This window comes from Synechococcus sp. R60.1, from assembly GCF_047461835.1.
In the GTDB taxonomy this organism is placed as follows: domain Bacteria; phylum Cyanobacteriota; class Cyanobacteriia; order Thermostichales; family Thermostichaceae; genus Thermostichus.
On the sequence record NZ_JANSIA010000014.1, the window covers coordinates 1 to 19,896 of the forward strand.

Annotated in this window: 21 protein-coding genes and 1 pseudogene; 15 read left to right on the forward strand and 7 right to left on the reverse strand. The window is 59.2% G+C overall.

Translation table 11 applies throughout. From position 1 onward, the window contains the following. Positions 1 to 89: 89 nt before the first annotated feature. The gene (locus tag NW834_RS03550) at positions 90 to 809 is read right to left on the reverse strand and encodes a response regulator transcription factor (RefSeq protein ID WP_011433617.1); all 720 of its coding nucleotides are present in this window, start codon (positions 807 to 809) and stop codon (positions 90 to 92) included. A 476-nt stretch (positions 810 to 1,285) separates the two neighbouring features. Here NW834_RS03550 and NW834_RS03555 point away from each other — a divergent pair, with 476 nt between their 5' ends. From NW834_RS03555 to NW834_RS03600, 10 genes and pseudogenes are all read left to right on the forward strand, one after another. Further along, the gene (locus NW834_RS03555) at positions 1,286 to 1,666 is read left to right on the forward strand and encodes a hypothetical protein (RefSeq protein ID WP_011433618.1); all 381 of its coding nucleotides are present in this window, start codon (positions 1,286 to 1,288) and stop codon (positions 1,664 to 1,666) included. Between the two features lie 226 nt (positions 1,667 to 1,892). Beyond that, positions 1,893 to 2,663 (forward strand): SH3 domain-containing protein, encoded by a 771-nt coding sequence (locus NW834_RS03560; protein WP_414357377.1) that lies wholly within the window; start codon positions 1,893 to 1,895, stop codon positions 2,661 to 2,663. 304 nt (positions 2,664 to 2,967) lie between these two features. Continuing rightward, positions 2,968 to 3,456, forward strand: coding sequence for a hypothetical protein (locus tag NW834_RS03565; protein WP_414426214.1), 489 nt, complete (start codon positions 2,968 to 2,970; stop codon positions 3,454 to 3,456). Positions 3,457 to 3,464: 8 nt separating this feature from the next. Continuing rightward, entirely contained in the window at positions 3,465 to 4,166 is a 702-nt protein-coding gene (gene cbiM, locus NW834_RS03570) for a cobalt transporter CbiM (protein WP_414418680.1), read from the forward strand. Then, positions 4,153 to 4,983 carry a cobalt ECF transporter T component CbiQ gene (cbiQ, locus tag NW834_RS03575; RefSeq protein ID WP_414330633.1) on the forward strand — a complete coding sequence of 277 codons (831 nt, stop codon included), beginning with the start codon at positions 4,153 to 4,155 and terminating at the stop codon, positions 4,981 to 4,983. Before cbiM ends, cbiQ begins: the two co-directional genes overlap by 14 nt. Positions 4,984 to 5,029: 46 nt before the next feature. Continuing rightward, entirely contained in the window at positions 5,030 to 6,451 is a 1,422-nt protein-coding gene (rimO, locus tag NW834_RS03580; protein ID WP_414418679.1) for a 30S ribosomal protein S12 methylthiotransferase RimO, read from the forward strand. A 50-nt stretch (positions 6,452 to 6,501) separates the two neighbouring features. After that, positions 6,502 to 7,218 (forward strand): ribose 5-phosphate isomerase A, encoded by a 717-nt coding sequence (rpiA, locus tag NW834_RS03585; protein WP_414418678.1) that lies wholly within the window; start codon positions 6,502 to 6,504, stop codon positions 7,216 to 7,218. Between the two features lie 285 nt (positions 7,219 to 7,503). After that, positions 7,504 to 8,841 carry a UDP-N-acetylmuramoyl-tripeptide--D-alanyl-D-alanine ligase gene (locus NW834_RS03590; protein WP_414418677.1) on the forward strand — a complete coding sequence of 446 codons (1,338 nt, stop codon included), beginning with the start codon at positions 7,504 to 7,506 and terminating at the stop codon, positions 8,839 to 8,841. A gap of 107 nt (positions 8,842 to 8,948) precedes the next feature. After that, positions 8,949 to 9,173, forward strand: coding sequence for a DUF3134 family protein (locus tag NW834_RS03595; protein WP_011433626.1), 225 nt, complete (start codon positions 8,949 to 8,951; stop codon positions 9,171 to 9,173). A 288-nt stretch (positions 9,174 to 9,461) separates the two neighbouring features. Beyond that, positions 9,462 to 9,793 (forward strand): annotated as a pseudogene (locus tag NW834_RS03600) (fasciclin domain-containing protein). 132 nt (positions 9,794 to 9,925) lie between these two features. On the opposite strand, the gene NW834_RS03605 reads toward NW834_RS03600, so the two are convergent. Next, the gene (locus tag NW834_RS03605; RefSeq protein WP_414357385.1) at positions 9,926 to 10,168 is read right to left on the reverse strand and encodes a hypothetical protein; all 243 of its coding nucleotides are present in this window, start codon (positions 10,166 to 10,168) and stop codon (positions 9,926 to 9,928) included. A 176-nt stretch (positions 10,169 to 10,344) separates the two neighbouring features. Here NW834_RS03605 and NW834_RS03610 point away from each other — a divergent pair, with 176 nt between their 5' ends. Together NW834_RS03610 and menD are read left to right on the forward strand one after the other, a co-directional pair. Beyond that, entirely contained in the window at positions 10,345 to 11,253 is a 909-nt protein-coding gene (locus NW834_RS03610) for a cyanophycinase (protein ID WP_414342426.1), read from the forward strand. Then, the gene (menD, locus tag NW834_RS03615) at positions 11,250 to 13,055 is read left to right on the forward strand and encodes a 2-succinyl-5-enolpyruvyl-6-hydroxy-3-cyclohexene-1-carboxylic-acid synthase (RefSeq protein ID WP_414418676.1); all 1,806 of its coding nucleotides are present in this window, start codon (positions 11,250 to 11,252) and stop codon (positions 13,053 to 13,055) included. The genes NW834_RS03610 and menD overlap by 4 nt, the downstream gene beginning before the upstream one ends. Here the strand turns inward: menD and miaA are convergent. Further along, a complete protein-coding gene (miaA, locus tag NW834_RS03620) occupies positions 12,979 to 14,043 on the reverse strand; it encodes a tRNA (adenosine(37)-N6)-dimethylallyltransferase MiaA (RefSeq protein ID WP_414418675.1) in 1,065 nt (354 codons plus the stop codon). The two genes, menD and miaA, sit on opposite strands and share 77 nt — an antisense overlap. Before the next feature lie 277 nt (positions 14,044 to 14,320). Between miaA and NW834_RS03625 the strand changes: the two genes are divergently transcribed. Continuing rightward, positions 14,321 to 15,022 (forward strand): hypothetical protein, encoded by a 702-nt coding sequence (locus NW834_RS03625; RefSeq protein WP_414418674.1) that lies wholly within the window; start codon positions 14,321 to 14,323, stop codon positions 15,020 to 15,022. An 87-nt stretch (positions 15,023 to 15,109) separates the two neighbouring features. Here NW834_RS03625 and rpe read toward each other — a convergent pair whose 3' ends face one another. Together rpe and NW834_RS03635 are read right to left on the reverse strand one after the other, a co-directional pair. Next, positions 15,110 to 15,820 carry a ribulose-phosphate 3-epimerase gene (rpe, locus tag NW834_RS03630; RefSeq protein WP_414408814.1) on the reverse strand — a complete coding sequence of 237 codons (711 nt, stop codon included), beginning with the start codon at positions 15,818 to 15,820 and terminating at the stop codon, positions 15,110 to 15,112. Between the two features lie 93 nt (positions 15,821 to 15,913). Then, positions 15,914 to 16,225: a hypothetical protein gene (locus tag NW834_RS03635; RefSeq protein WP_414349799.1), complete on the reverse strand. Its 312-nt coding sequence runs from the start codon at positions 16,223 to 16,225 to the stop codon at positions 15,914 to 15,916. A gap of 150 nt (positions 16,226 to 16,375) precedes the next feature. Here NW834_RS03635 and NW834_RS03640 point away from each other — a divergent pair, with 150 nt between their 5' ends. Further along, the gene (locus NW834_RS03640; protein ID WP_414418673.1) at positions 16,376 to 16,786 is read left to right on the forward strand and encodes a VOC family protein; all 411 of its coding nucleotides are present in this window, start codon (positions 16,376 to 16,378) and stop codon (positions 16,784 to 16,786) included. Positions 16,787 to 16,842: 56 nt separating this feature from the next. Next, a complete protein-coding gene (locus NW834_RS03645; RefSeq protein ID WP_414426216.1) occupies positions 16,843 to 18,405 on the forward strand; it encodes an NAD(P)H-hydrate dehydratase in 1,563 nt (520 codons plus the stop codon). Between the two features lie 54 nt (positions 18,406 to 18,459). On the opposite strand, the gene NW834_RS03650 is transcribed toward NW834_RS03645, so the two are convergent. Both NW834_RS03650 and NW834_RS03655 read right to left on the reverse strand, forming a co-directional pair. Further along, a complete protein-coding gene (locus NW834_RS03650; RefSeq protein WP_414426215.1) occupies positions 18,460 to 19,179 on the reverse strand; it encodes a hypothetical protein in 720 nt (239 codons plus the stop codon). A 59-nt stretch (positions 19,180 to 19,238) separates the two neighbouring features. Continuing rightward, positions 19,239 to 19,883, reverse strand: a complete 645-nt coding sequence (locus NW834_RS03655; protein WP_414418093.1) for a hypothetical protein — start codon at positions 19,881 to 19,883, stop codon at positions 19,239 to 19,241. Positions 19,884 to 19,896: the final 13 nt, after the last annotated feature.

The window sequence follows — 19,896 nt, forward strand, 5'->3', positions numbered from 1 at the left end:
GTTTGGAAACAAACAGAATGCTATCGCTGCATAGTTGAACAGTGATGTTCAGCAGTGTTCAGCGTAAATGTATCAGAGTTATTTGGGGGTTAAGGTTTTTCCTCTCCCCATCCCTCCTTCGGAGCGGGGGGCTCAAACTTGTAGCCAACTCCACGCACGGTGCGGATCAACTCCGGTTGGCTGGTATCAGTCTCTAGTTTCTTGCGAATTTGGCCGATGTGGACATCGACCACCCGTTCATCTCCCTCGTGGTTAAAATCCCACACCTCTTGAATCAGCTCAGCCCGTCGCCAAACCCGCCCCGGATGTCGAGCCATAGCATAGAGCAAATCGAACTCCAGTGCTGTTAAGTTGATCAGGCGCTGCTCGCGGATGACTGCTCGGGTTTCCGGGTCGATTACCAAAGAGGCAAAGGTCAAGACCGGTGCGCTGGCAACTTCGGTCTTCATGCGTTGCCGCCGCAGAATGGCTTGCACTCGCGCCTGTAACTCCGGCAGGCTGAAGGGCTTGGTCAGGTAGTCATCTGCCCCCAACTGGAATCCGTGCAACTTATCAGCAGGGCTGACGCGGCTGGTCAACATCAACACGTACACGCCGGTCTCTTTTTGCATTTGCTGGCAGAGATCGTAGCCGCTCACATCCGGCAAGTTCAGATCCAAAATTACCAAGGCCGGCTGAAAAGCGCGCAACTGCTGTAAGCCCTCGGCCCCCGTCATCGCCACCTCAACCGAATACCCCTGCCGCTGCAAGTACCGCTGCAGTAGAGCACAAATGCTGGGATCATCATCGATGATGAGGATGCGTGACATGGCAGCTTGGCACTCTCGAAGTCAGCAGGAGACAAGGTTGCAGGGCGTTGGGGTGCGGGGATCCCTTCGGCAGCTCATGGGCAACAATCGTGCAGAGGCGATGGGCCCTCGGCTCGCGGGTGAATAAAGAGCCCTCTCAACAGGGCAAGCTTGACCCCAACCTCGGCTGGAAAGGGCCACAGGCGCAGGCAATTCATGAGTGATTGAACACTTAAATCTTATTTCAAGTCTTTACGTATGGGGTCACAGGGGGAGTTCATCCTTGTCAAGGCTGCCCTTCTCTCCAAATTAACGGAGGCTTATCCAAGAATCTTGGGCATTATCTTAACTGAATTGCCCAAGGGGAAAAGTAGCGTAAGGAGGATCCGTCAAGCAAGATCCTTAGCACCTGGAGTTAATCTGGAAGCTGTGACGCTGCTGTTCCTGTCTCAAAGTCTCGCTTTAGTGTGGCAGGTGGCAGTTTATCCCGGAGGCTTATGTACACCAATCCCGATGAAGTCTTCCGCAAAGATGTCTGGTTGGCCCTCTTCACGTGGGGGATCCTGGAGCTGGCTTGTTTCGTGATTATCCCATTCACCGGAGCCTACGCATTCTCGCAAGTGGCGGCTTGGCTGTGGCCCTCTTTGGTTTTGGGGCCGGTGGGGGCGGTGGTGGTGGCTTTTTGTTCTAAAGTGGTGCTGGCTGCCAACAACATCCCGGATCCCAGGAGAAAACAAGCCCAGCGGCAAGTGGCTCAGGTGGTCAGTCTTTTTGGCTTTCTGGGCTTGGCATTGCCCCTCCTTCTGGCAGGATGGGTATTTGGCCGAGAGATTTTGACGACCGACTGGCAGAATAAGTTCACCAACACCAATAAGTAGAAGCTAATCTCCGACGCCCTTGCCCTCTGGGGTCGCGTCGCCCCGTCAGCGTTGCGATTCCTCTGCACAGGCCTAGCAAGAGCGCTGCGGAACACGATACATTGGGATGCAATCACGTCAGCGTTGCGCAGCAGTCGTGCTCTGGCTTTCGTAAATCCCCGGTTTTGACGGGGATCCCATCTTCTCTGCGGATTCTTGCCTGCAGCATTGCGGGAAGGTATTTCGGATGGCTAACTACCCGATGCGAGGCCGTTCTTCTCCTGCTTCTGGCGGTTTTCCCTTGGGCACCTTGGTGGTGGTGAGTGTCTCGGTTGGGGCTCTGGCCGCCTTGGCTTGGCAGTTGTGGCAGCTCGTCGCCCCCATGTTGGCCCCCCCTGCCCCGCCTCAATTTCCGCAGGCGGTGCGCTTGGATCCCTTGCCCCGCCCAGCCAGTTTTCCCTCTCCCCCCTCTGGCCCTGCTGCAGGCACTGTTGACCCTGAGGGATTTCCCCCCGGCAGCCGTGGGCGGGTGATCGAGCCCATTGGCCTGGCCATCCGCAGCCAACCTTCTGCCGATGGAGCCTACCAAGGGGGAATTGTGGTGGGGGAAACGGTGACGGTGTTGGAGTACAGCGCCGATGGTCGTTGGCAACGGGTGCGGCGGGAGTTGAACGGACAAGAGGGCTGGGTGCGCGCCGGCAATTTGGGCCCTGTGGATGGTGCTTCAGCTTCAACTTCTCCAGCTCCCACGGTTGAACCCAACCCTGAATCAACTCCTTTGCCGACTCGACCCCCCACGGCAGCAGTGGTTTCCCCAGGTGAGCGGGGACGGGTGATCGAGCCCATTGGCCTGGCGCTGCGGGCCACTCCAGAGCGGGAGGGAACCTACATTGGCGGTGTGCCCATGAACGAGGTGGTGACGGTGCTGGGCCTCAGCGAAGATGGTCGTTGGCAGCGCATCCGCCGTCAGAATGGGCAGGAAGGTTGGGTGCGGGCGGGGAATCTGGCGCAGGAGTAGCCCTTGCCATAGGCATAGCCCTACAGATGCCCTGGTGGGGGATTGTGACGACCGGGAAGGCTGTGTTTCGGTAGAACAGTACCGATGCCAAGCTATGCTGGGGCTGCAGCTTGTTTACGCGACCGTGCTGGCAGCGCGGAGCAATGGTGAAGTGCGTCGGGGGATCTGCTTTCAGTGCTAGGAGGGCAGAGTTCTTGCCTCTGATCTCTTGGAGATCAAGCAGTTGCTGACCCCATCTTCGCCGCCCATGGACAGACCAAGACCCTGGATCCTTTCTCGTTCTTGCTTGCTACTGCTTCTTGGCTTGCTTGAGCCTGCTCCCGCTTGGGCCCATGGGGTGGAAGCCTCTCTTCGGGCTGTTCCCGCTTTTGAGATCCAGGCCCGCTACGATTCTGGCGAACCGATGCGTTCTGCGCAGGTAACGGTGTTTGCGCCAACGGATCCCACTACCCCTTGGCAGGAGGGACAGACGGATGCGCGGGGACGATTTCTGCTGCAGCCGGATCCCAACCTGACGGGCCTCTGGCAGGTGCGGATTCGCCAGGCGGGGCATGGGGTGTTGGTCAACGTGCCGGTGGGCGAGGAGTTCCCTCAGACAGAAGGGATCCCCAGCGCTTCCCCACCCTTTGGGCCTTTGCAGCGGGGGGTTATGGCCGCCTGTGTCATTTGGGGCTGTCTGGGCACAGCTCTCTTCTTCTCCAGGCCGCGTCAGTCTGTTTATGGAGCGGTGGAGAGCCCATCGGTTTCAGCATCTCCGGGGTCATCCCAGGTTAGCCCCTCCGCTCTGGAGTAGGACTGGCCATGCACATTAGCGATGGCATTTTGCCAGCACCGCTTTGGCTAGGGGGTTATGGCATCACCGCTCTCATCACCGGCTACAGCTTGCGGCTTCTCCGTCGCGCCGGCGTTGCCGAGCAATGTCCTTGGTGGGAACGGGATCCCCGCCATATTGCTACGCAACGCTGTCGCGACCAGTTGCCCAAAGCGGCTTTGCTCACGGCTGTCTTTTTTGTGGCCTCTTCGATTCACCTGCCCTTTCCCCCGGCCAGCCTGCATCTGGTGCTGAACGGGTTGATGGGTCTGATGTTGGGGGCTTTGGCCTATCCGGCGATTGTAGTGGGCTTGTTTTTTCAGGCGGTGGCCTTTGGCCATGGGGGCCTGACCACATTGGGCATCAACGCCGCCATTATGGGGATCCCGGCGCTCCTGGCCGGTGGGATTTTTCGGGCAGGCCGTCGGGTGATGGGGGCCGGAGTGTCTGCCTTCTTGGCGGGAGCGGTTGGGGTGGGTCTAGCAGTGCTGTTGTTTTACGGGGTGGTCATGGCTGCTGTGGTTGACGCTGGCAGCGGGATCCTCTCCACAGAAGCCGGTCGCCTGGCTCTTGGGAGCTTGGTGGTGGCCCACATCCCCCTGATGGTGGTGGAGGGGTTGTTCACCAGTTGGGTGGTGCTGTTTTTGCAGCGGGTACAACCGGCGCTGCTGGGAGAGTATGGCAAGAGATGAAGCCGGCTCAGGGATCCCTTGCTGCTGGCGCGGTCAACAATCCCATCCTCACCCCTCCAAACCCCTTTCCTGGCTGCACCGGTGGCAACCTCTGCCCAAGGTGCTGGGCCTGATGGCGCTGATGGCGGCTTTCGCCTCGGTGAGGTGCCTGGCCCTCTTGCCGCTCATCTGGGCGCTGGTGGCTGGACTGTGGAGCCTGTCGGGATTGCCTTGGAGCCTCGGGCTGAGGCGGCTGGCAGCCCCAGGGCTGTTGGTGGCAGGGTTGATGGGGATCCTACCCTTCTGGGCGGGGGAAACCATCCTGTGGCGCTGGGGATCCCTGGCTCTGCGTTGGGAGGGGCTGCAGATGGCGCTTCGCATTGGGGGGAGAGGGCTGGCCCTATTTGCCCTCACGATGCTGCTGCTGGAGACCACCCCCACATCGGAACTGTTGGCAGCGTTGCGGGCCCTGGGGATCCCAGACCTCCTGCTGGAACTGGCCTGGCTCACCCAGCGCTATTTGCAGGAGGTGGCCGCTCAGTGGCAGCAGATGCAACGGGCAGCCCGGCTGAGGGGTTGGCGACCGCGGGGATCCCTGTGGCGTCCTGGGCCGTCTCTAAGACAAGATCTGCCCTTTCTGGCCGCTTCGGTGGGCACCCTGTTGGTTCGCAGCTACGAGCGCTCGCAGAGGGTTTATCAGGCTTTGCGCCTGCGGGGCTATGGACAAGCGCCTCTGTTTCCGACGGCGGCTGGCAGGGATCCCTACAGCTGGGCGGCCACCGCGTTGGCCGTGGCTACGGCTCTATTGCTCCGCAACGCTGATGCGGCCCTCAACTAGAATAGATAAGCCTCTGGCAAGCTGCCCCCTTTTTGATGCTCAGTCCATGAATGGGTTAGAAGCGACCGTCTCCAGTTTCCCATCCGTTAAGGACTCCGTCCCGCTTACGCGAACAGCGGTGCAGCGTACAAAGGCGTCGGTTGCCGTTTTACACCTGGGCTGCGAGAAAAACCGGGTGGACACCGAGCACATGCTGGGCCTGCTGGCCCAAGCGGGCTACCGGGTGGATGGGGACGAAGAGAGCGCTAACTATGTGATTGTCAACACCTGTAGCTTCATCGAGGCAGCGCGACGGGAGTCGGTCAGTACCCTGATGGAGTTGGCAGTACAGGGCAAGAAAATCGTTATTGCCGGCTGCCTGGCGCAGCACTTCCAGGAGGAGCTGCTGCAGGAGATCCCGGAGGCGGTGGCTATCGTGGGTACGGGCGACTATCACCAGATCGTCCAAATCATCGAGCGGGTGGAGCGGGGAGAGCGGGTCAATGCCGTTACTTCTAGCCTGGATTACATTGCCGACGAGACCGTACCTCGCTATCGCACCACCCATGCGCCTGTGGCCTACCTACGGGTAGCCGAGGGCTGTGATTACCGCTGCTCCTTCTGCATCATTCCCCACTTGCGGGGCAACCAACGCTCCCGCTCCATCGAGTCCATCCTCCGGGAAGCAGAACAGCTGGCCGAAGAGGGGGTGCAGGAGCTGATTTTAATTTCCCAGATCACCACCCACTACGGGATCGATCTCTACGGGGAGCCGCGGCTGGCAGATCTCATTCGCGCCCTGGGCCAGATCCCCATCCCCTGGATCCGCATGCTCTACGCCTACCCCACCGGCATCACGCCTGCAGTGGTGGAGGCCATCCAAGAAACTCCCAATTTCTTGCCTTACCTGGATTTGCCCCTACAGCACAGCCATCCGCAGATCCTCAAGGCCATGAATCGCCCCTGGCAAGGGCAGGTCAACGACCGGGTGATCGAGCGGCTGCGCCAGGCGTTGCCCAATGCCGTGCTGCGCACCAGCTTTATCGTCGGCTTTCCTGGGGAGACGGAGGAGCACTTCCAGCATCTACTAGACTTTGTCCAGCGCCATCAGTTTGACCATGTGGGGGTGTTTACCTTTTCTCCCGAAGAGGGCACCCCTGCCTACCACCTCCCCCATCAGGTTCCAGAGGCTGTCAAACAAGAGCGCCGCGCCCGTCTAATGCAACTGCAGCAAGGCATTGCCTTCCGCCGCAACCGCGAGCAGGTGGGCCGAGTGGTACCTGTACTTTTGGAGCAGGAAAACCCCAGAACCGGCGAGTGGATTGGCCGCTCCCCTCGCTTTGCCCCCGAAGTGGACGGGGTGGTGTACGTGCGTGGGGAGGGCTCTCTGGGATCCCTGGTGCCGGTGCAGATCACCCACGCCGAGCCCTATGATCTCTTCGGTCGGGTGGTGGCAGCGCCGGAGGGTTTTAGCTGGAGCGGGCGGTAGCGGTGCAAAGCACTTTGGTAGGATCTTCATCCACGGGAGAGGAGCTGGGAATGACTACCCTTGGCGGCAGCGGGACCGAGTCTCTAGATGATCTGAAACAAGCGGCAGCCCGGGCTGCAGTTCAAAAGGTGCAGTCGGGAATGGTGGTGGGGCTGGGCACGGGATCCACAGCCGCCTTTGCCGTCAGCGCCCTAGCAGAGCGGATGCAAACCGAAGGTCTCCAGATTATCGGCGTGCCCACCTCCGAGCGCACGGCTGAACAGGCCCGCTCCCTGGGGATCCCGCTGGCTACCCTAGAAGAGCAGCCGCGCCTGGATCTGGCCATCGATGGGGCCGACGAGATTGAAGTGGGATCCCTGAACCTGATCAAAGGGGCAGGAGGGGCCCTGTTGCGGGAAAAATTGGTGGAGGCCAGCGCTGCCGAGCTGATCATCATCGCCGATGCCTCTAAAAAAGTCCCGCAGTTGGGCATTCGCTTCCCGGTGCCGGTAGAGGTGGTGCGCTTTGGCTGGAAAACCACCTTGGCGCGGGTAGAGGCTCTGGGGTGCACAGCCACCTTACGGCGGAATGCCAACGGGGATCCCTACTTGACGGACGAGCAGCACTACATCCTCGACTGCCAATTCGGCCCCATGGCGGATCCTGCCAAGATCGCCGATCAACTCAAAGGGACGGTGGGGGTTGTGGAACATGGCCTGTTCATCGGCATGGCCAAAGAGGCAATCATCGCCCTCCCGACTGGGATCGAAACGCTGCAACCCAGCTGACAACTTCCTATACCCAGTCGTGTATTGGCGTTGCCCAGGAACTGGGTTTACAGCTTTTTCCGACTTCATGGGAGTTCCGTAGCCAAGCGGGAGCCTTCCCACGCAAGAGATTGATTGACACTGGCTGTGGTAAACAACGCTGAAAAAAGCTGTACAGCTATCCCCAACTCCCCTCTCCCCCTGGGAGAGGGGCTGGGGGTGAGGGGGAGCGCTTGGGAAATGTCTCAATCGGGTCTGAAATGACCATAGACGAAGAGGCTGTAGGCGAATTGGAGTTTCTGCCCGATGCTGACCTTACGAACTGTGGCTGACCTGCTGCAAACTCCCCTGCAGGGGGATCCCCATTTGTTGGGTCTTCCCGTCCAAGCCATTTGCACCGACAGCCGCCAATTGCAGCCGGGGTCAGTCTTTGTGGCGCTGCGGGGGGAACGGTTTGATGGACACAACTTTATTCCACAAGCTTTGGCAAGGGGGGCCGTTGCCGTCATCAGCCAGCGTCCGGTGGCTGGGCCCCATTTTCAAGTCTCAGATACCCTAGCTGCCTACCAGCGCATCGCCAGAGGCTGGCGGGAGCAGTTTCCCCCCCCCATACTGGCCATCACGGGCTCAGCAGGCAAAACCACCACCAAGGAAATGCTGGCGGCTGCCCTATCCCGCTACGGCACAGTTCTCAAAAGTGAGGCCAACCACAACAACGACATCGGGGTTGCTCAAACCCTGCTCCAGATGCGACCGGAGCATCAGTTTGTGGTTCTGGAAATGGCCATGCGAGGCCCCGGAGAAATTCGCCGCCTGGCTCAGATGGCTCAGCCCACCCACGCCTTGATCACCCATATTGGCACCGCCCACATCGGCAGACTGGGATCCCGCGCGGCCATTGCTGCTGCCAAGTGCGAGCTGCTGCAGGAGCTAGGGCAGGGGGTGGCTCTGCTGAATGGAGAAGATCCCTTGCTGTTGTCTACCGCCGCCAGCCTGTGGTCGGGACAAACCCTTACCTATGGTCTGGATCGGGGGGACTTACGGGGAGAATGGGATCCCCAAGCCCAAACGGTAACTGTGGAGGGCCTAACGCTGCCGGTGCCCTTGCCGGGAAGACACCATGCCCTCAACTGGATGGGAGTGCTGGCTGCTCTGTGCAGCTTGGGGCTGGATTGGGAGCGGCTCCGAGAACCCATTGCTTTGCCTACCCCTCTGGAGGGGCGCAACCGCCATCTCAAGCTGGCAGGAGATGTGGAAATCTGGGACGAAACCTACAACGCCTCGCCGGAAGCGATGATTGCGGCTCTACACCTATTGGCTCAAACCCCGGGGAAACGGCGCTGGGCCATTCTCGGCCCGATGCGGGAATTGGGAGAGCATGCACCTCAGCTCTATGCGGAGGTGGGTCGGGCGGCTGCCCCTTTGGGGCTGGATCGGGTCTTGCTCTTGGATCCCGAAGGAGAAATGCAACCGCTGCTCGACCAAAAACCGGCAGCCCAGGCAGAACGCTGCGAGGAGGTATCCGAACTGCTGGAAATCTTGCTCCATCACGTGCAAGCCGGGGATCGGCTGCTGTTCAAGGCAGCGCGGGCTGTTGAACTGGAGCGGGTGCTGCGCCGCTTTTTGCAGGAGTGGCAGGCATAGGCTAAACTGAGGGATATATCGATGGAAAGCCCGCGTCCCTCGGTTGAGAGGAGATCAATCCAAGCCGAGTTCATTCCTCGTCGATAACTGCCCTTTTTCCGTACGGCATGTACTACCACAATCCCTCTCTGCGCGAAGAGCCCCGCGATCAGCCGCCAACGGTGGTGCCCTCTCCTAGCAGCCTCTCCATTCTTGACTGGTTGCGCAAAGAGGGCCGGTTGATCGAGCAGCCCATTGAGGTCCCTGAGATGATTTTGGAAGAAGACATCGACGATATCGACGATTTGATCGGGGACGACTACGACGAAGACTTCGAGCCGGAAGAAGAGTAAGCACAACTGCCAGGATTATTACGAGCTCGTTAACTCATTTATCCCTTTGCTCGGCACCGTGAGGGTGTTGTTTTTTGTGCTGCCGCTGGATAGACAGCTCGAGCAAACAAAACAGTACAGTCGTTTCAGGTTAGAGTGAGACGCCTGAGCTACCAAGAAAAGTCTTCCAGCCCCGCGCATTCAACGCTTCAGGTGTGGGTGCAGCGTTTTAGTTTGAATCAGAATGACTATAGATGCAGACAAACGTAACTGATCCCTCAGCCTCAAGGGGTCCTTTTTCAGCCTGTTTTGGATTGCTCACCACCACCCTGCGATGATTGTTGCAAATCTAACCTTAGTGGAAGATACCCCCGCAGCCTTTGTAAGAAAGCATCTTGGGGCAGTAGAAACATCTTTTTCGGGGACTTTTTTCGATTTCTCACTTACCATGCAGTGCCCGGCAAAGTTCTCTCTACCTCTTTGGAAGCTGGGGAAGTGGTTACGGTCGAAGGATCTCCTGTGGAGATCTCTTTGGCTGATGGTGTCAAGGTCAACGATGCTAATGTGTGACAGCCGACATTGAAGCTTCCAACGGCGTGATCCACGTCATCGACAAGGTGATCCTGCCCCCGCAAAGCTAACCTGTCGGTACTGAGGTTCTAAATCCTGCGGGGTCTAGTCCTCTGGCAGCCCCTGCCCCTAGTGGTGGGGGCTTTGCGTTGTCAGCCCGGCGATACTCAAGGGATCCCTGACCTTAGTCTGCTCTATAGGCTCTATAGGTCGATGCCAACGCTGGAAGCGTAGATTGCCTCCACCGATACAGCGGACACCCGTTGAGGACGCACGATCATGTACTCATTGTCCATTTGCTTGGGCAAGGTGATGAACTCTTCGCCGCCCACCATGAGGTTGTTGATCAATTCCGTGTATTCTCTGGCTTCTTTGACCCGTACCTGCATGGTTTGTCCACCTTCAAGCATGATGTGGACAAGATATCCGTCAGGTTTTCTGGCCATGGATGCTCCTGCTGGGTGAACCGAAGGGTATTCCTACGAACATTATTCCCCCTTTCGAGACCCCTAACCAACCCCTGACTCTTCCGTGAAATCTGGAATTGAGCTGCGCCAAACCGAATTCCAAGCCGTAGCATAGTGAAAGTGAAATGTGCCCATTTTAATCTTCCTCGCGCTCCATGCCCCATTTGCCTGATGTTTCTGCCGCCCACCGTGAGCTGGAGTGGAACGGAGTTCCTTCCACGCCGACAAACGACGCCCAACCCCTAAGCCGCCCTACTGTGAAGGATCCCATCACCGCCCGTTCCGACATCATCGCCGTCGGGGGAGCAGAGGATAAGGAAAATGAGCGCCACATCCTTTGGGAGTTCTTCCGCCGAGCGGGGGGAAAGTCTGCCCACATCACCATCGTGCCCGCGGCTTCTGGGATCCCGGCGGTGCTGGGGGAGATCTACGCCAACATTTTTCAGCAGATGGGGGCGGCCAGCCTCCAAGTTCTAGATATCCGCAGCCCGATGGAGGCGAGGGATCCCGATAACGTCGAGAAAATCCGCTTCTCCACCGGCATCTACTTTACGGGTGGGGATCAGGAGCGGCTGGCAGAGGTGCTGGCCCACAGCGAGCTGATGGAGGCCATTCGACAGCAGTGGCAGCGGGGGCAGACGGTAATTGCCGGAACCAGCGCCGGAGCTTCTGCGTTGGGGCAGCAGATGATCTCCCGCGGCTACAGCGGAGAACCGCCCACGCCGGCAATTGTAACGGTGAAGACGGGCTTGGGCCTTTTGCCTCGCGTCATCATCGATCAACATTTCCATCAGCGCAATCGCCTGGTGCGGCTGGTCACGGCGGTGGCCCACTATCCCCAATGTCTGGGTATCGGCATTGACGAGAATACGGCGGTGGTGATCCAGGCCGACGATGTGATGGAGGTGATCGGCTTGGGGACGGTGACGATTGTGGACGGGACGCAACTGTACTCGACCGTTCAGGAGGCGGCGGCGGATGAGTATTTTCGGCTGCACAATGCCCGCATTCACTTTTTGCCGCCGGGATCCCGATTCGATCTCAACACCTTGTCTCCGCTGTGACCGGTGAAAACTTTGTCCTGCCGAGGCGGCTGGACTGGCGCAACCTCAACACCCTCTGGGGATCCCTATTGGCCGAAACCTTGAGTCGGCTGGGTTGCCGTTTAGCGGTGGTGTCTCCGGGATCCCGCTCAGCCCCCCTGACCTACGCCCTGGCCCAGCACCCCGACATCGAGGCAATTCCCGTGCTGGATGAGCGGTCGGCAGCCTTTTTTGCTCTGGGGTTGGCCCAGCAAACCCGGCAGCCCATCCCCCTGGTGTGTACTTCCGGCAGCGCTGGCGCTCACTTTTTCCCAGCTCTCATCGAGGCGGCAGAAAGTGGCTGGCCGCTTTTGGTTTTGACGGCGGATCGGCCCCCGGAGCTGCGCCACTGCCGCGCCGGCCAAGCGATTGACCAGGTGAAGCTCTACGGCCATTACCCCAACTGGCAGGCGGAGTTGGCCCTGCCCAGCGCGGATCCAGAAGCCCTGGCCTACTTGCGCCAGACCCTGGTTCACGCCTGGGAGCGCACCCTTTACCCTTTTCCCGGCCCGGTGCATTTAAATGTGCCTTTCCGGGATCCCTTGGCTCCCATTGCCGATGGCAGCACTGCGCCGCTGCTCCATCTACAGGAAGATCCGGAGTTCGAGAAGACCTTTTTTCGTGGAGTTGTTCCGCCATGCACCGGCTCTTCCTTGCAGGCGGTGCGGAGCCCTTTTCAGACGGAGACAGCTTCTTTTTGGCAGGAGTGGCGCAGCTGTGAGCGGGGGGTGATCTTGGCGGGGCCGGCTCAACCGGCGGATCCCCAGCGTTATGTGGAGGCAGTGGCCCGTTTGGCGACGGCTTTGGGGTGGCCGGTTCTGGCCGAGGGGCTCTCTCCCCTGCGCAACTACGCTTCCCTCAACCCCTATCTCATCACCACCTACGATCTCATCCTGCAGCGGGATCGGCCCCAGCTTTGGCCGGAGCAAGTCATCCAACTGGGATCCCTGCCCACCAGCAAAGCGCTGCGGCAAACCCTGGCCAAGGTTGCTCCCCGCGTTTGGCGGTTGGATCCCCGCCCTGAGAATGGGGATCCCCTGCACAACCCCACCACCCACTTGCCTTTTGCCGTGGAAGAGTGGGTCTCCGGGATCCCGGAAGCGCCGGCCAAGCGAACAACTTTTCTGCAGGGCTGGCTGACAGCCGAAGCGCAAATCCGGACCGCCTTAGACCAGGCTATGGCTGACCTGCCGGAGTGGTTTGAGGGTAGGATAGCCTGGTGGCTGGCCCGCCACCTGCCGCCAGAGACGCCGCTATTCATTGCCAACAGCACGCCGGTGCGGGATGTGGAGTGGTTTTGGCCCCCCAACGACCGCCGCATCCGGCCCTACTTCAACCGCGGCACCAACGGCATCGATGGCCTTCTCTCTACCGCCTTCGGGGTGGCCCACCGGCAGCGCCCGACGGTGTTGCTAACCGGGGATCTGGCCTTTTTGCACGACTGCGGCGGCCTGCGGCTTGGCCCTCACCTGCAGGGATCCCTGACCATTCTCCTCATCAACAACCAGGGGGGTGGGATTTTTGAGCTGCTGCCCATCGCTGAGGTGGGCCCACCCTTCGAGCCCTATTTCGCCACGCCCCAGGCGGTGGATTTTGCCCTGCTCTGTCAGGCCCACCACATTCCCCATCGCCGAGTGGAAAGCTGGCAGGAGCTGGCCGAAGCTCTGGATCCCTTACCTGCCCAAGGGGTGCGGGTGTTGGAGATCCTTACGGATCGAAAAGCCGATGCTCAGCGGCGGCGGGACTGGTTTCAACAGTGGTCGGAGCTGCCATCCAAGCCTTGACCTGCTTCCAGATCTGCTCCGGCAAATCCTCAGCTTCGCAGTCCAGCCACAGGGCCACGCATCGACCCCTTCCCGACAGGGTGCCGTAGGCATGGCCCTTTTGGATCCCCAGCATGGCTCGAAACCAAGTCATCTGCCGTTTGGCAAATTGGCGGGTGCGCCGCACAATCAGGGGTTGCAGTTCGGCTTCCGGGATCCGCCCCTCCAGATAAGCGCCGATTTCCGCGTAGCCCAAAGTATTCAAAAGGGGCAGGTGGGGCCCATAGCGCTCCCGCAGGGTTTTCACCTCCTCGATCCACCCCCGCTCCATCATCTCCGCCGTGCGCCGGGCAATGCGTTGTTCCAAACGGGGCATTGGGCAGCGCAGCCCCAGGATCAAGATGGGGTAATGGGGGGGATGAGCCCGCCTTAGGCTGGAAGCCGGCTTCCCAGTGGCGTAAACGATCTCCAAAGCACGCAGCGTGCGCACTGCGTCATGGGGATGAATGTGCTGGGCGGCAACGGGATCCAACTGCTGCAGCCAGGCGTAGCGGATCTCAGGGGGCCAAGTTTCCAGTTGTCTTCTCAGTTGGGGCTGCGGGGGTACCGCAGGGATCCCTAGGCCAGCAGTCACCGATTGGATGTAGAGACCGGTGCCCCCCACCAAGATGGGAGTCTGTCCCTGCCGATGGGCCTCGGCGATGCGGGCTTGGGCCGCCTGTTGGAACTCGGCCACCGTGTAGGTGTGGCAGGGATCAACAATGTCGATCAACTCGTGGGGCCAAAGGGCCTGCTCGGCGGGGGTAGGCTTGGCTGTGCCGATGTCGAACTCGCGGTAGACCTGGCGAGAGTCCGCATTCAACAACGGGGATCCCAGCCGTTGGGCCAAAAGCAGCGCCTGTCGAGATTTCCCGGTGGCCGTGGGGCCGGCAATGACGATCAATCCCGGCCATTCTGTCCGGTCAGAAGCTGCTGCAGCGGGAATGCCATTCTCGAGGGTAATGCGCATTCGCTACCCAAACCATCGGCAGGGCAGACTGGCAAGCAACTTTCCTCAGAGACCAGATTAAGATTCTCGAAGAACCTTGTCTCTTTGGGTTAGGATCGGTTACTTACTACCCTGCTTTTTTGCTGTGCTGATCTCATCCTACATTCCTGCTTCGACGGTTTTGAGGGGCAATGGGCCACAGCCGCAGCCAGTGGCGCAGTTTTTACCTCTCCGGCTAGAGCTGTTCGCAAGGCGCGGCCTCAGCCAGATTGGACGGGCAATTGGAACAGGGTTGCTGATGGCTATGCTCATAGGTGTCCCTTGCTCGGCGCGGGGGGAGACCTTGGTGCTCAAGCAGGGAGAAGTGCGCACTCTGCCCCTGCTGCAAACCCGGGCTCGGCTGCCCTTGCAAATGGAAATGCTCTATCTGGGCATGGTCGAGGAGCGCTTCTTGAGCTACGCCCGCGCCAACAATTGGGAGACCATTTCCAGCGACCGGGAGGATCCCCGCTGGAGCCGCTGGCAACTGCGTCCTGGGGGTGAAGCCCTTTACCTGCCCGATTCCCCTTCATCTCAGAACTCCTTGGAGCCCCCCATCTATGCCCGTGGGTTTTATGTGCAAGCCTATTTTGTCGGCGGGCGCCTGGCGGGGATGCACCTGATTCGCAACCCCGAAGAGCCGGGCTTCAACTTGACAGCCCTGCAAAGGGTGATCCGCGCCTGGTTTCCCGATAATCGCCTGATGTTGTATTACCAAGTGTTGCCAGAGGATCCCGAGCAGCAGGTGCTGGGCGCCTATCTGGGCACCATTCCTCCCCCCTACCTTGCCGATATTCGGCGCAACCGCGTGCCTTTTTGTCAGACTTTTTTCAGCCCCACTTCGCCGCAGCCGATCATCCCCCCCTCCGTCGATGTGCCTCCCCATTGCTTGGGCACGACTGCTGCCAACAGCGGGACGGGGCCTCACGCTGCCCAGAAAGAGACTGCGGCTATGCGCTAAAGGCACGTGAGGAGTTGGCTCAGCGCAGCGCTGGGGTCAAGCCGGATTTCAGTAAGGGAGCAGTTTCCTTCAAAATGAACTGTCACCTTAAACTGTCACCAGCTCGGGACGGCGGCTGTTGCGAATGCTGCGAATGGCTTCTGCATAGTCTTTGGCCTTGAACACTGCCGAACCGGCCACAATGGCATTGGCTCCTGCCTCGATCACCTGCCAAGCGTTGCTTCCCTTCAAGCCACCATCCACCTCGATCCAGGGATCCAGGCCCCGCTCATCGCACATGGCCCGCAACTGGCGAATTTTGGGCACCACTGCCGGAATGAAGCTTTGCCCGCCAAATCCGGGGTTGACACTCATGATCAACACCAGATCCACCAGATCCAGCACGTATTGGATCAGCTCCAAAGGGCTGGCCGGATTGAGCACCACGCCCGCTTGCTTGCCCAGATCCTTGATTTGGCTGAGGGTGCGGTGCAGGTGAATGGTGGAGCTGGACTCTGCGTGCACGGAAATAATGTCGGCCCCTGCCTTGGCAAAATCCGCCACATAGTTCTCCGGCTCTACAATCATCAGGTGGACGTCCAGGGGCTTGGCCGTCACCGGGCGCAGGGCTTCCACCACCAACGGGCCGATGGTGATGTTGGGCACAAAGCGGCCATCCATCACATCCACATGGATCCAGTCGGCCCCCGCCTCATCCACTGCCCGTACTTCCTCCCCCAAGCGGCTGAAATCGGCTGAAAGGATGGAAGGGGCGATCACAATCGGCTTTTGCCCAGAGGTCGCTGACGGCTGCACCATGGTGGGTATCAGGAATGTCAAAGAAAGCTGCTCCTCTATGGTACGGGGTTTGATCCCCTTTGCAAAGCGTCATATCCCCTCTCAGCTTGGCACTCAAGGCTCCAGGGGGGACGTGGACTCTCGCGACAGGATCCCGTTCGCGTTGGCGGAACGGAGTCCTTTCAAGCTCGCATCGCCGGGCCACAGACCCTGCAGGACTTGGGCAACACGGTGCCAGGGATCCAGCCGTTCCGCTCGCGGAAGCAGGACGGAGTCCTGGCTGCTTTGAGGCTCTGGAGAAGACTGCTCAGAGGGGGCGGGATCCCTTTCCTCCAGCCTCAGGGAAAGCTGCTGCAACTGCATGTAGATGCTGTTCACGGCCAACATGGCCAAGACCGTGCCAAAAAACTTGGTGCGGGATCCCATAGGTCAACCCCTGTGCGAGAACAAGAGTAGGGTCGTCGCCGGTGCGTTAGCTCCACCTTAGCTCACAGGTTTGGCTGGCTGTTGCGAGAAAATAAACCTGTTTGCACCAGATCCTGCAAAGCCCTCGGGTCAAGATCCGCCGCCAAGACGATGACTACTCCACGAAAGCCAACCTACCAGCACCTGCACACCGCCCTTTGGGTAAGCGATCTGGCCAGAGCCGAACATTTTTACGGGACAGTGCTCGGGCTCCCCAAGGCGGAACGCTTTGCGTTTAACTTTCCCGGCGCTTGGTATCAAGTAGGTTCCTCCCAAATTCATCTCATCGTGGCTGAGGAGCCGATGGATCAAGGGCACCACTTGCCTTGGCGGGCCGGAGGATCCTGGAAGTGGGGGCGCAACCCCCATGTGGCGCTGGGGGTGGATGACTTGGAAGCGGTGAAGGCCCGCCTCTTGCAGGCAGGCTACGAGGTGCAGCCCAGCGCTTCCGGGCGGGCGGCTGTGTTTGTCCGGGATCCCGACGGGAATGTGATAGAGCTAAGCTCGATTAGCGCAACTTAGCCATGAGCCATCTCCCCTCAGCAATGCCGCCGGTTGCAACAGCGTTGCGTAGCGATATGGGTTCTCGTTGCCAGTTCGATCCGGCCATCAGCTTGGTTAGTTCCGCGCAGATGCAGCGCCTTGAGGGGCAGATCTTCTCTGCCGGCATGCCCGTTGCCGCTCTGATGGAGAAGGTGGGGCTGGCCGTTGTTGCTCAGTTGCAGAAGGATTTTCCGCAAGCCCATCGCATTGGGATCCTCTGTGGGACAGGGCACAACGGTGGCGATGGGTTGGTGGTTGGGCGGGAGCTATGGCTGGCCCAAAAGTCGGTGAAGGTGTGGCTGGGCAAGCCGGATCTCAAACCCCTGACGGCAGACCACGCCCGCTATCTCAAGGCGCTGGGGGCAGAGTTTGTGGAGAGTCTTGAAGAGCTGGCCGATTGCGATTTGTTAATTGATGCCCTGTTTGGGATCGGTCTGAACCGGCCTTTGGGGGAGCCTTGGGCGGGGGCGGTGGGGTGGGCCAATGGCAGTGGGATCCCCATCCTTAGCCTGGATTTGCCGTCTGGCCTCAACGACCAAACCGGGGAAGTCTGGGGCTGCTGCATTCGCGCCAGCCATACCTATACCCTTGGCCTTTGGAAACGGGGGCTGTGGCAGGAAGCAGCTCTGCCTTGGGTAGGACGGTTACGTCGCGTTGATTTTGGGATCCCCCCTTGGGCCTACCCAGAGGTGGAGGTTCCCCGGTTGTTGCTGCGGCCTTGGCAGCACTTTCCCGCGGATCCCCCTTTGGATACCCACAAATACCGCCAGGGATCCCTGTTGTTGGTGGCAGGCTCGGCAGCCTATGCTGGAGCAGCGGTGTTGGCGGGGCTGGGATCCCGCGCCAGCGGGGTGGGCATGGTGACGATGGCGGCGCCGGCGGAGTTGAAAGGACTGATCCACAGCGCCTTGCCAGAGGTTTTGGTTCATGCCTGGGAAGGGATCCCTTCTCTGCCGCCGGTTGCCGAGAAACCCTTTCAGGCGGTGGCCGTGGGGCCGGGCTTGGGAGAAACCCGTTTGCCCCTGCTGGAGATCCTGCTGCGGGATTGGGCCGGGATCCCCTGGGTTATCGATGCCGATGGCCTCAATGCTCTGGCGGAGATGGGGGTAGAGCGCCTGCCAGAAAACGGGATCCAGGCCATCCTCACCCCCCACCTGGGGGAATTTCGGCGGCTTTTTCCGGGGATCCCGCTTGGGGATCGCATCGAGGCAGCCCAAAGGGCGGCAGCCCAGAGTGGAGCAGTGGTGGTTTTGAAAGGGGCGCGGACGGTGATCGCCTCTCCCACTGGGGAATGCTGGGTGAACCCGGAAAGCACACCGGCTTTGGCCCGCGGTGGCAGCGGCGATGTCTTGACCGGTTTGATCGGGGGCCTAGTGGCGCGAAGAAGAGCTCAAGCCGGTCAACCTTTGGACGCTCCCGCCCTGCTCAGTTGCGCCTGTGCGGGGGTGTGGTGGCATGCTCAGGCGGCTGTCCATCTGGCGCAAGAACGCGGCCTAACGGGAGTGGATCCGGCACGGCTGGCGGAGCATTTGCCCCAGGCGCTGCAAGCTCTTCAACAGGAGGAAGTTGTTCATACCGTGTCGCAGGCGGGTGAATAAATACTCTAAGTCATAGCCCACTCTAAGTCATAGCCCAAGCCTTCCTGCTTGCTCCTACCCTCCACTAGGGGTCACCCGGTAAAGGGCACAGGAATAGAATTCTGGCTGGTTACTCGAAAGCCTTGGACAGGCCACCAAACCAAAGCCCGCATCCTCCACCACTATCTTCTCCGGCTGCAAGCTAAAATCCTGCGGGATCCGGAAAATCGGACTCAGGGATCCCTGAGGGGACACCCGTGCCAACCCACTGCGCCAAGACCCTTCTGCATTTTCCAAAAGACGACTCTGCCCCAACAAAGCCACTAAGTTGGCTCCTTGTAGGTCAATATCCCGGATGGGTACAGAATCTCCACCATTTTGTTCTCGTATCACCCGCCCATCCACCACTACCGCTAGCCCCTGACTGGGATTGGCCTTGAGAATACTCGGATTCCCTTGGTTATTGGCCAGAAAATAATACTCCTGCCCGACGAGCTTGGTTGCGGAGTTATCCGAGATAAGCGAAAACCCAGGCGGGAAAAAAGCACTCAAATCCATCACCTGAGTGGTTTGCCCTGTGGCATCCACCTGCAGCAACTCCTGACCACAACAGGAACGCAGCCAATCCCGACTTTGCCGAGCCATAATCACCGGGAAGCTATACCGGGTGAAAACGACGCTATTGCCCACCTGAACGAGGTTGGATAGGTATTCTGCAGTTCCTCTTCCGAAGGCCCCAAATGGGAGATCATCCACAAACGTCGAGACTTGGCCCTGGGCATTCACTTTGTTCAAAACCTCCACATTCCGGGTTCCAACCCCTGCATCAAAGCTCCGAGTGCCTTTCAGCAGCATCACCCCATCTTCAAATGCACCGATTCTGCGGAACCACTCTGAATAGCCTGGCCATTCATTTTTTTCTGCATTGTTTGACCAAGAAGATTAATTAGAGTTTCTTGGACATTAAACCTTTGCAATAGTGGCCTTAGAATATCATTTGCATTTGGGGCTTTTAGAAGAACACGAGCATATTGCCACGCTTGAGGGTCTGACAGTTCTGGCAGTGCTTCCCGAATCTTGAGTGCAATGGATGCAACGATTTGAAAGGTTGGGTTGTCTGCTGCTTGAGTTACATTTCCAGACGCAGTTATTCCTCCCAAAGCCATGTTGTAAGCAAGCCGATAGTTTGCGATGTCTTGCTCGAACCCAATGTTGTCTTTGAGTCGGATCAATACATTCTCTTCATTTCCTCCAATGGCAGCAATGATCGTATCAAGATTTTTTTCTGCGTCATCTATTGCAGTTGCTAACCCGTTAATATAATAGATTCTAGACTTAAGACTAGACTTAAGAATAGATTCAGTAGTATTGAAACCTAGGTTGGGAGAAACGACTGAGTAGATAGTTGATTTGTTCGGTAATGAGCAAGACTTGAGAATCAGTACAGACAGGCAACAGCACAATAAAACAACAAGACGAACAGTATTTCGACCGAACATCCATTTATCCTCA